Origin of the sequence: Zymomonas sp., from assembly GCF_020216885.1 — a bacterium.
GTDB lineage: Bacteria > Pseudomonadota > Alphaproteobacteria > Sphingomonadales > Sphingomonadaceae > Zymomonas.
In genome coordinates this window covers 1-10,000 of the sequence record NZ_JAIWON010000084.1, presented here as the reverse complement: position 1 = coordinate 10,000, position 10,000 = coordinate 1, and the positions used below count along the sequence as shown (strand labels likewise).

The following is a 10,000-nucleotide window of genomic DNA, read 5'->3' as shown; positions in this document are numbered from 1 at the left end:
ACTTGAATTCAAATTGGTTGATGACAGTGTCAAATCAGCCGATCTGGCTCAAGGAAAAGTGCCGATTGGAACGCAAGTAATGATTGCGCAATCTGGCCAGCCTGTCGCTGTTCAACGTCGCGCTATTGTAACTGGTGTTGATCTTGTTCATGCCGATCAGACGATGGATCAGAATAGCCTACCGGCTGTATCGATCAGCTTTAATGCTGATGGTGGTCGCCGTTTCGCGGAAGTGACCCAGAAAAATCCAGGTAAACGCTTTGCAATTATTCTGGATAACGTCATCCTTTCTGCTCCATCGATCAATGAGCCTATTTTAGGTGGTTCTGCTATTATCACGGGTAGTTTTACCATTGATTCAGCTAATCAGATGGCTATCGCGCTTCGCTCTGGTAGCTTGCCGGTTGCTTTGAAGGTAGTTGAAGAAAGAACAGTCGGTCCTGGTTTGGGGGCGGATTCTATTCGTGCCGGAACTTTGGCGTGCAGTATCGCTATTGTAGCGATCGTCATTTTTATGATCAGTGTTTATGGTCGTTTTGGTGTCTATGCTTCCAGTGCGGTTATCCTCAACCTGTTCTTAATATTGGCAGTTATGGCTGTTCTTGGTGCTACTCTAACACTGCCGGGTATTGCTGGTCTTGTGTTGACCATTGGTGCAGCGGTTGATGCCAACGTACTTATCAATGAACGCATCCGTGAAGAAATTGGCCGTGGACGTACCCCTGTTCATGCGGTTGATATGGGCTATAAAGAAGCTAGCCGGACGATTTTTGATGCCAATGTGACTCATGCTATTTCGGCGTTGATTATGATCTGTTTCGGTTCGGGGCCTGTTAAGGGCTTTGCCGTAGTTCTGTTAATCGGGATTATTACCTCGGTTTTCACTGCCGTTACCTTTACCCGTATGTTGGTGGCTCTCTATCTGAGACGTCGTCCGGCTAAACTGACGATCTAGGAAGGGGCATATCACTATGGCATTGCTTCGTATTGTCCCGGATAACACGAATATCCGTTTTGTCCGCTTACGAGGGATAGCATTTTTGCTTACCTTCATCCTGACCTTGGCTTCTGTGGCCTTGTTAGGCATAAAAGGACTCAATCTTGGTGTTGATTTCGTCGGCGGCTTGATGATTGAAGCCCATTTTGAAAAACCGGTTGAACTCGATACTTTGCGGCGGGATATTAACCGTCTGAATATCGGTGAGGCCAGTCTTCAGCAAATAGGCACCAATAACAATGTGTCAATCCGGTTGCCATTGCCGCCCGGCGATGAATCAGCCTCCCAAAAAGTGGTCAAAATTGTTCAGACCTCTTTATCACAGCAATTTCCTAATGTGCATTTCGAGCGTGTCGACACCGTCTCCGGTAAGGTTTCTGGTGAGTTAATGCGCAGTGGGATTATTGCTGTTTTATTAGCTATTGCTGGTATCGTAATTTTTACGTGGTTACGCTTTGAGTGGCAGTTCGCTGTCTCAACTTTTGTGTCGGTTGCCCATGATGTGTTGGTCATTCTTGGCTTTTTTGCCTTAACACGTATGGAATTTGACCTGAATATTGTGGCAGCCATTCTGACGATTGCTGGTTATTCCATTAACGATAAAATCGTTATTGATGACCGTATTCGTGAGAATTTAAGAAAATTCCGCAAAATGGATTTGGGTTCATTGATTGATCTTTCTGTCAATGAAACCTTGCCCCGAACGGTTATGACCAGTTTTTCCATGATTTTGGTTCTGGGCATTTTACTTATTTTTGGAGGCGATGCCGTTCGTAGCTTCACAGCGGCTATGCTACTTGGAGTTATCGTCGGGACATATTCTTCTATCTATGTCTCATCCTCTTTGCTGATTTTTCTAAATTTACGACCAAAGGCAGCAAAGTCAGAATAAAAGCCGGTTTCTATTCCAATAAAAAAAGGCTCCGAATAGTTTTCGGAGCCTTTTTTGTTACTTTGATCAGGTTGCCTCTTTATCCTTATATTGAACAGATAAAGAGAATTTTCCCCTGCCCTAATTCAGACTAATGTTCAATGCAGATTCAATCATTGTTTTAATATCGTTTTCAGGCCGTGCACCATAATGGGAGATAATTTCTGCTGCTGCAATGGCACCCATTTCAAGGCTAGCAGCAATAGAAAGATTCCTAGCCTGACCGGCAAGGAAACCGGCTGCAAAAAGATCACCTGCACCTGTCGTATCGACGACTTGATTGATCTTCTTGGCAGAGACTTCTGTCCGTTCCATATCTTGGACAGCAATAGCACCATCGGGGCCTTTGGTAACGACCAACAAAGGCAGTTTTGATGCGACCTCTTCAATGCCCCGATCCAGATCATCATGCTGCACCAATGATCTTAATTCGCCTTCATTTGCGAAGAGAATATCAATCAGACCGTTATTGATCAGCTTTTTGAAGTCCTCACGATGGCGCTCTATGCAGAATGTATCGGAAAGTGTCAAAGCTACTTTTTTGCCTGCTTTTCTTGCAATTTGGATCGCTTCTTTCATCGCTGAGCGCGGCACTTCGGGATCCCAAAGATAGCCTTCGAGATACAGAATTTCTGCATTCTCGATTACTTCTGGTTTGATAGCAGTTTGATGCAAAGTCTGGGCAACCCCTAAAAAGGTATTCATACTCCGTTCGCCATCAGGCGAAACTAGAATAAGGCACCGTCCTGTTGGGATAGTTGCTTCTTGAACGGGCACATCAAAATGAATATTCTGAGCGCGAATATCTTGTTGAAAAACCTGACCAAGGGGATCATTGGCGACTTGTCCAATAAAAGCACAACGTCCACCCAAGGCAGCTACGCCGACAAGGGTATTCGCTGCTGAACCACCGCTGATTTCATGGCTGGGATTCATTTCCTGATAAAGGGTTTCAGCTGAATCTGCATCAATCAGCTGCATCGATCCCTTCGTAATGTTTTTTTCGGATAAGAATTGATCGTCCGTGGCTGCCAAAACATCGACAATGGCGTTTCCGATAGCAACAATATCATAGCGGTTATGCGGCATAGCGGCCTTTCCTGAATAAATATGCCTAATTTAAAATTTCAGATGCCATAACGGCGTTAGAAAAGCGAGCAAACAGCAGAAAAGGGTTTTATTCACATCTCTCAAGAGACAAAATTCTGTCATTGCGGCCAAAGGAGACAGATATAGGCTTATCGGTAAAGAAAGCCGATGGACAGGATATCCTTTTCTGGAAAATAAGAAGCCTTAATGAATATGCCTCATTCTCTTTAGGCGAATCTCTTTACGGCTTAGAAAGTATCGTATTTTTATGGATCAAATTGGCAATAGACAGTGGACACCGGCTATTTTGCTAGACAAATCTTTTTTGAAAAAAACACTGCTCGGAAGTTTTGTCCCGATCCTTATGTTCCTATCTGGATGCGGTGGAGAGGAAAAGCATCCTGTGGTGACACCACCTCCTGTAAAACGTCCGGTTACTCCGGTGCCTTCACTTGATCGTTTACCCAAATTACAAGGAATGACAGCCCGTAATCTTGTTGGTCTTTTTGGTTCTCCCGATCAGGATATTGATGAGCCTTGGGCAAGGCGTCTACAATTTCAGAGTTCGGTTTGTGTTTTGGATGCCTATCTTTATCCGCCACACAAAAATGAAGAAATGGTGGTGCGGCATGTTGATGTCCGAGATTTACAAGGCAATGATTTCAATCAAGAAAATTGTCTTAGAATGCTTGTCCAGAAGCTACATCATAAGTGATTGTCCGAATAGTGAGTCTGGATAGACGCTAAAAAGGATAAAAGCCTTTCGCGAAATAAAAGAACATAGCCCTTTATGCTATCTTCGATTTTTGGCCTTTATCGCCTTATTTTCCTTTCATACGGATTGCCGAAAGCCTTGCCCCTCGTTAGAAAAGCATCAAGTCTTTTGCCTGAGGCAAAGGTCATGTTGTTATATTTCAGAATTGAGCGGACATCATGCGCTATATCAGTACAAGGGGCGCGGCAGCCGCGCAGGATTTTAAAGGCGTTACCTTAACCGGGCTTGCCTCGGATGGTGGTCTCTATGTGCCAGAAAATTGGCCAGCCTTCAGCCGCGAGGATATCGCTGCATTAGCGGGGCTATCCTATGTCGATACAGCTGTCGCAGTTATGCGGCCATTTGTCAGTGGCGTGCTGGACGATCAGGCATTAAAAAATCTGTGTGAAGCCGCTTATGGTCAGTTCAACCATGCAGCTGTTACGCCGTTGGTTCAATTAGATGAACGGCATTTCTTGCTGGAATTATTCCATGGCCCGACCTTGGCTTTCAAGGATGTTGCTTTGCAGCTTCTTGGTCATTTATTTGAAAAATTCCTTTCCGAAGAAAAAGGACAGGATCTGACAATCGTCGGAGCAACCTCCGGTGATACTGGATCGGCGGCCATATCTGCTGTTGCTGGACGGGCTGGCGTGCAAATTGTGATGTTGCATCCCAATGGCCGTGTTTCTGAAGTTCAACGTCGCCAAATGACGACAGTTCTTGATAACAATGTTCATAATGTCGCAATTGACGGTAGCTTTGATGATGCACAGGCTATTGTCAAAGCCATGTTCAACGATAGCGACTTTAGAAAACGTCATCGTCTGGGCGCTGTTAATTCGATTAACTGGGCACGCTTGATGGCTCAGATCGTTTATTATTTCTATGCGGCTGTTCGTCTCGGTGCACCTGATAGGAAAGTAGCTTTTTCTGTTCCGACCGGTAACTTTGGTGATGTTTTTGCGGGTTATGCTGCCAAAAAAATGGGGCTTCCTGTCGAAAAGTTGATCGTTGCAACCAATATCAACGATATTCTTTATCGGGCATTATCTGCGGGTGACTATTCTGTCGGTAGTGTGACGCCGACTGATGCGCCGTCGATGGATATCCAGATCAGTTCCAATTTTGAACGTCTGCTTTTTGATCTTCATGGTCGGGATGCGGCTTCTTTGGCCGCTACCATGGCGCAATTTGAACAGAGTCGTGCTATCCAGATTTCTGATGCAATGCGCCAGCAAGCTGCAACGATATTCAGCAGCAAACGCATTGATCCCGATGAAATGGCAGCCACCATGCGTTGGGCTTCAGATAAGGCAGGACAGGTTATTGATCCTCATACGGCTATTGGTTTGGCCGCCGCCCGTGAAACGGATCTTCCGAAAGATGTTCCGGTTGTTACCTTGGCAACGGCACATCCGGCAAAATTCCCTGATGCCGTTTCCCGTATTACGGGGAAAGAAGCGCCTCTGCCGCATCGTTTAGCTGATCTTTACAGCCGTGAAGAACGCTATGTTGAATTGCCTGCCTCGCGTCAGACAATTCAGGCCTATATCGATGCTGGGTTTCAGCTTTGAGTCCTAAACTTCACCGTTTGTCTAATGGTCTGGCCATCGCTCTTCAACCGATGTCGGGAGTTGAGACGATGGCCGTTGGCCTATATTCCAATGTGGGCGCTCGCTCCGAACCAGATCTTTATAGTGGTCTGGCTCATATGGTCGAACATATGGTTTTCAAGGGGGCTGCTGGGCGAAATGCTCGTATGATTGCCGAGGCGGCTGAAAACTGTGGTGGCCAGCTAAACGCATGGACAGCTAGAGATCATACTGTCTTTCAAGCAAGAATGCTTTCCGAATATTGGGATTTAGGATTGGAGTTGGTTGCTGATCTGGTGCGTTCTCCGACTTTGGATGGAGAAGAGCTTGAACGGGAAAAGGGCGTTGTCTTATCTGAATTGGGTGAATCCTATGATACACCCGATGACATTATCCATGATTATCTGCAATCTGTTGCTTTTAAAGATCAAGCCTTGGGGCGGCCGGTTTTAGGAAATGAGACAAGCATAAAAGCTATCGATCGTCATGCTTTAAGCCAATGGGTTAAACAATATTATCAACCAGAAGGTTTTGTCCTCGCGGCCGCTGGGAAAATAGACGAAGATGCTTTTTTAAAAATGGCTGAAAGTCGTTTTAGCGACTGGGATAAAGGCCAACCACTGGCTGTTGAAAAAGCAAAATTCACGACCGGCCGCTATGATGACCATCGTGACAGTGACCAAACCCATATTGCCTTAGGCTATTGCGGTTTTTCCTATCAAGATATTCGTTCTCACGCTTCGGCTTTACTGGCTTCTATCCTAGGCGGAGGAATGTCCTCCCGCTTATTCCAGATTCTTCGGGAAGAAGAGGGACTAGTCTATTCTGTCTATAGCTGGTCTCAATCTTGGATTGAAACGGGTATCTTTGGCATCTATTGTGCGGCTGATAAAAAAGATGCGTCGAAAGCCCTTACATTGATACGGCAAATTATGGCTGATACAGTTGCTTCTGTCTCAGAAGAAGAGTTGCAGCGCGCTAAGGCTCAGGCAAGAGCTGGCCTTTTAATGAATCTAGAAGGTGTGGCTGCCCGTTGCGATCATCTGGGGCGCCAGATTCAAATTCATAACCGTATTGTGAACCCTTCAGAAGTCGTCGAATGGATTGATGCTGTCTCTTTGGATGACATTCGTTCTGTCGGACAGTATTCTCTTTCCCAAGGTGAAGCGCTTGCCAGCGTTGGTGATGGCCTCACGATTTCATAAAATTAAAAAATAAAAGGCAGGATAAAAATGGCGATTGATTCCCTGATCACCCTGACAGGCGAAGCATGGGAAGATTATGGACTGGTTGATAGTGGAAATGGGCGTAAGCTAGAACGCTATGGCCGTTATCATTTTATCCGCCCTGAACCACAGGCTATGTGGCGTCCTGCACAAGATAACTGGCAAGCTGATGGCGAATTTATCGGTGCTTCTGATGAAGATGGCGGCGGGAGATGGCATTTAAAACCTTATGTGCCTAAGGATGGTTGGCTTCTCCAATGGGAAGATGTTTGTTTTCTGGCTCAAAACACGTCTTTTCGCCATCTAGCTTTTTTCCCGGATATGGCACCACAATGGGCTTGGATGCGGGAACGTGTTACTGAAGATGCCGAAATTCTTAATCTCTTCGGATATACGGGCGTCGGTAGCCTTGCTCTTGCTGCAAAAGGTGGCAAAGTTACCCATGTGGATGCGTCTAAAAAGTCAGTTGCTTCTGCTAAGAATAATGCTGAAATTTCTGGGCTTACGGATAAACCTATCCGTTGGATAGTTGATGATGCGGTGAAATTCACAGCCAGAGAAGTGCGTCGCCATCGTCGTTATGATGGTATTTTGATGGATCCACCCAAATTTGGACGGGGGCCTGCTCATGAAGTTTGGCGTCTTGAAGAAAATTTATCGGATTTAATTGATGAAGCTGTCAAGTTATTGGATCAAAAATCAAAATTTTTAGTTTTGACTGTCTATGCTGTCAGAATGTCAGCCTTAGCTATCGGCGAACTGTTATCTCAAGCTACCCGACATTTGGGGGGCTGTGTTGAAGTCGGTGAAATGGCCATCAAAGAAGAAGCACGAGGTCTTAATCTGCCAACGGCTATTTTTGCCCGTTGGAAGAATGACTGATTCCTAATTTTGCGTTTTTGATAAAGGCATAGCTTTCTGAAAAACTTGGTTTTTCAGTTCTTTTTGCCCCAAATTTAAAAAAAAAGCGTTTTTTTTATTTTTTTTTGCAAAAAGAGCTTGCTGGAATAAAAAAGCAATGCTAGTGACCCTTCCACGGCACCGGAAACGGTTAACCGAAATGCCAGAGCGGGCATAGCTCAGGGGTAGAGCACAACCTTGCCAAGGTTGGGGTCGAGGGTTCGAATCCCTTTGCCCGCTCCAGTTTCTAAAAATAAGCACCTTTAGGGTGCTTTTTTTGTATCTATCCCATTCTCTCTTAAAAATTGTTTCTAATCAGGGCTATTGGGCTTTGAAAGTGGATCTCTACTCTGAAGAGAGGCGATACTGGCAGTCTCTTAGACAGGCGTCTATATTCAGATCGATTCTATCGGGTGTCTTGCTTCTATTGAGCAATCAACCTGTTTCATAAATTGCGCATATCTGAGTCTTATGCGCTCACTGAATCGTGGAGATGACGCGTTACTATGCTTTCCCTTAATCCCGAAACGACAGCTCTTGTTTTAATTGATTTACAAAATGGTATCATCAATCTGCCATTAGAACCTTCTAGCGGTGAGAAGGTGCTCTCTGTTGGTAAGACTCTAGCTAAAAAATTTAGAAAAGCTGGGGCTCCCGTTTTTCTGGTCAGAGTGACTTTTTCGGAAAACTTTCCTGACGTGCCACCGCGAAATGTAGATCAGCCTGCCGAATATCCAGAAGGTGGTTATTCGCCCGAATGGGATCAGCTTGCAGAGGGTTTGAAGCAAAGCGGTGATATAGTGATTACGAAGAGGCAGTGGGGTGCCTTTTATGGAACAGAGCTTGATCTTCAACTAAGACGGCGGGGCATCCAGACGATTGTCTTAAGTGGTATCGCAACCAATTTTGGTGTTGAGTCAACCGCAAGGCAGGCATGGGAGCATGGCTATGATCTTGTGATTGTAGAAGATGGTTGCACCAGTTTTTCTCAAGCGTTGCATGATATGTCGGTTCAGCAGATATTTCCTCGTCTTGCACATGTAGTCCAAAGTCAGAATATTGTTCTGAAATAGCCGGATGTTTATTCTCTCTTCTGCTTGTCGCCGTTTTTCCTTTGCTAACCATCATGTTCTGATCCAGTGGGCTAGCCTACTTTTGGGATCTGTTCTTTTTATCAGTCTGTTTGAAGTGGTTCATCTGGGGGCGGCGTTGTTACTGGGGGCGATGGCGGCTGCTATTTTGGTTGCGGTCATGGAAGGGACGGTGGCCGTTCCAAGATGGCCTTTCATGCTATCGCAAGGGGTGATCGGTTGCATGATCGCCCATAGTATGCCGCTTCCGATATTGGATGCGATGCTTCGTCAATGGCCTTTGTTTTTGGCGGGGGTCATATCTGTTATTCTGGTCAGTTCATTGCTGGGCTGGTTGCTGGTTCGCTTTAATGTCGTACCAGGAACCACGGCATTATGGGGGTCTTCACCCGGAGCCGCCTTGACGATGACCCTGATGGCAGAATCCTACGGGGCAGATGTCCGGCTGGTTGCTTTTATGCAATATTTACGGGTTGTTTGTGTCGCGTTGATTGCCTCTTTGATTGCCCAGATATTTATGGGGCATCATCCTGTCGTCTCAAATATTATCTGGTTTCCACCGATTCATCTGGCAGCTTTCCTGAAAACGCTTGCTTTTATTGTGGTAACCACCTTTTTTGCTGCCCGTTTTAAGATTCCGGCCGGAGGTATCTTATTACCTTTGGGGCTGGGAGTGGTTCTTCAGGATGTCGGTTGGTTCACTATCGAATTGCCGACATGGCTGCTTGCTATCAGCTATAGTCTAGTCGGATGGAGTATCGGGCTTCGGTTTTCGAGATCGATTGTCTGCTATGCTGCCCGTTCTTTCTTTCGAGTTTTGGCCTCTATTTTGACTCTGATTCTTTTATGTAGTGGTCTGGCTTTGATTCTAGCTAAAATTGCGCATGTCGATTTTTTAACTGCCTATTTGGCCTCTAGCCCCGGCGGTGTTGATTCTGTTGCGGTGGTTGCTGCCTCAAGTCCGGTTGATATGCCTTTTGTTATGGGGATGCAGACAGTCCGCTTTGTGGTGGTTTTGTTGACGGCACCGACTATTGCCGGACGCTTAAGCCGAAATAAAGCTGAGCAACAGAAAGAAACGATCCCATTAGAATAATAGTATTCTATTATTAACATTTTAGATAAACATAAAAATGTTTTTTGAGTAAGATAATATATAAATATAATAAATATATTTTTTATAATATTATACTGTGGTGGATGGTGTATCTGGCAAAATAGAGTAGAATAGACGCCCTATAAAGGTAACAGATTTTTGGCTGATATTTTGGGAGTCTGCGTTTATGCCTAGCTTGTTTGATCCCATCCGCTTTGGCGCTTTTACCGCAAAAAATAGAATTTGGATGGCACCTCTGACCCGTGGCCGTGCCACGCGCGATCATGTTCCGACTGAAATAATGGCCGAATATTATGCCCA

Annotated in this window: 9 protein-coding genes, 1 tRNA gene and 1 pseudogene; 10 read left to right on the top strand and 1 reads right to left on the bottom strand. The window is 45.3% G+C overall.

What is annotated here, in order from left to right:
* Both secD and secF read left to right on the top strand, forming a co-directional pair.
* A partial coding sequence (gene secD, locus LDL18_RS04610; RefSeq protein ID WP_296507229.1) for a protein translocase subunit SecD occupies positions 1-955 on the top strand: 955 nt, incomplete at its 5' end.
* Positions 956-971: 16 nt separating this feature from the next.
* Positions 972-1,889 (top strand): protein translocase subunit SecF, encoded by a 918-nt coding sequence (gene secF / locus LDL18_RS04605; protein WP_296507227.1) that lies wholly within the window; start codon positions 972-974, stop codon positions 1,887-1,889.
* Positions 1,890-2,009: 120 nt separating this feature from the next.
* On the opposite strand, the gene LDL18_RS04600 is transcribed toward secF, so the two are convergent.
* Positions 2,010-3,017, bottom strand: a complete 1,008-nt coding sequence (locus LDL18_RS04600; protein ID WP_296507225.1) for an adenosine kinase — start codon at positions 3,015-3,017, stop codon at positions 2,010-2,012.
* 403 nt (positions 3,018-3,420) lie between these two features.
* Between LDL18_RS04600 and LDL18_RS04595 the strand changes: the two genes are divergently transcribed.
* The 8 genes and pseudogenes from LDL18_RS04595 to LDL18_RS04560 form a co-directional block, all read left to right on the top strand.
* On the top strand, positions 3,421-3,732 hold the full coding sequence (locus LDL18_RS04595) for a hypothetical protein (protein ID WP_296507223.1): 312 nt from the start codon (positions 3,421-3,423) through the stop codon (positions 3,730-3,732).
* Between the two features lie 218 nt (positions 3,733-3,950).
* Positions 3,951-5,348 carry a threonine synthase gene (thrC, locus tag LDL18_RS04590; protein ID WP_296507221.1) on the top strand — a complete coding sequence of 466 codons (1,398 nt, stop codon included), beginning with the start codon at positions 3,951-3,953 and terminating at the stop codon, positions 5,346-5,348.
* On the top strand, positions 5,345-6,571 hold the full coding sequence (locus tag LDL18_RS04585) for a pitrilysin family protein (RefSeq protein WP_296507219.1): 1,227 nt from the start codon (positions 5,345-5,347) through the stop codon (positions 6,569-6,571). The genes thrC and LDL18_RS04585 overlap by 4 nt, the downstream gene beginning before the upstream one ends.
* 27 nt (positions 6,572-6,598) lie before the next feature.
* Positions 6,599-7,474, top strand: a complete 876-nt coding sequence (locus LDL18_RS04580; protein WP_296507217.1) for a class I SAM-dependent methyltransferase — start codon at positions 6,599-6,601, stop codon at positions 7,472-7,474.
* 186 nt (positions 7,475-7,660) lie between these two features.
* Positions 7,661-7,735 (top strand) — tRNA-Gly (locus LDL18_RS04575).
* 263 nt (positions 7,736-7,998) lie between these two features.
* Positions 7,999-8,565 carry a hydrolase gene (locus LDL18_RS04570; RefSeq protein ID WP_296507215.1) on the top strand — a complete coding sequence of 189 codons (567 nt, stop codon included), beginning with the start codon at positions 7,999-8,001 and terminating at the stop codon, positions 8,563-8,565.
* Positions 8,566-8,569: 4 nt separating this feature from the next.
* The gene (locus LDL18_RS04565) at positions 8,570-9,679 is read left to right on the top strand and encodes an AbrB family transcriptional regulator (protein ID WP_296507213.1); all 1,110 of its coding nucleotides are present in this window, start codon (positions 8,570-8,572) and stop codon (positions 9,677-9,679) included.
* 187 nt (positions 9,680-9,866) lie between these two features.
* Positions 9,867-10,000 (top strand): annotated as a pseudogene (locus tag LDL18_RS04560) (alkene reductase); the annotation flags it as partial.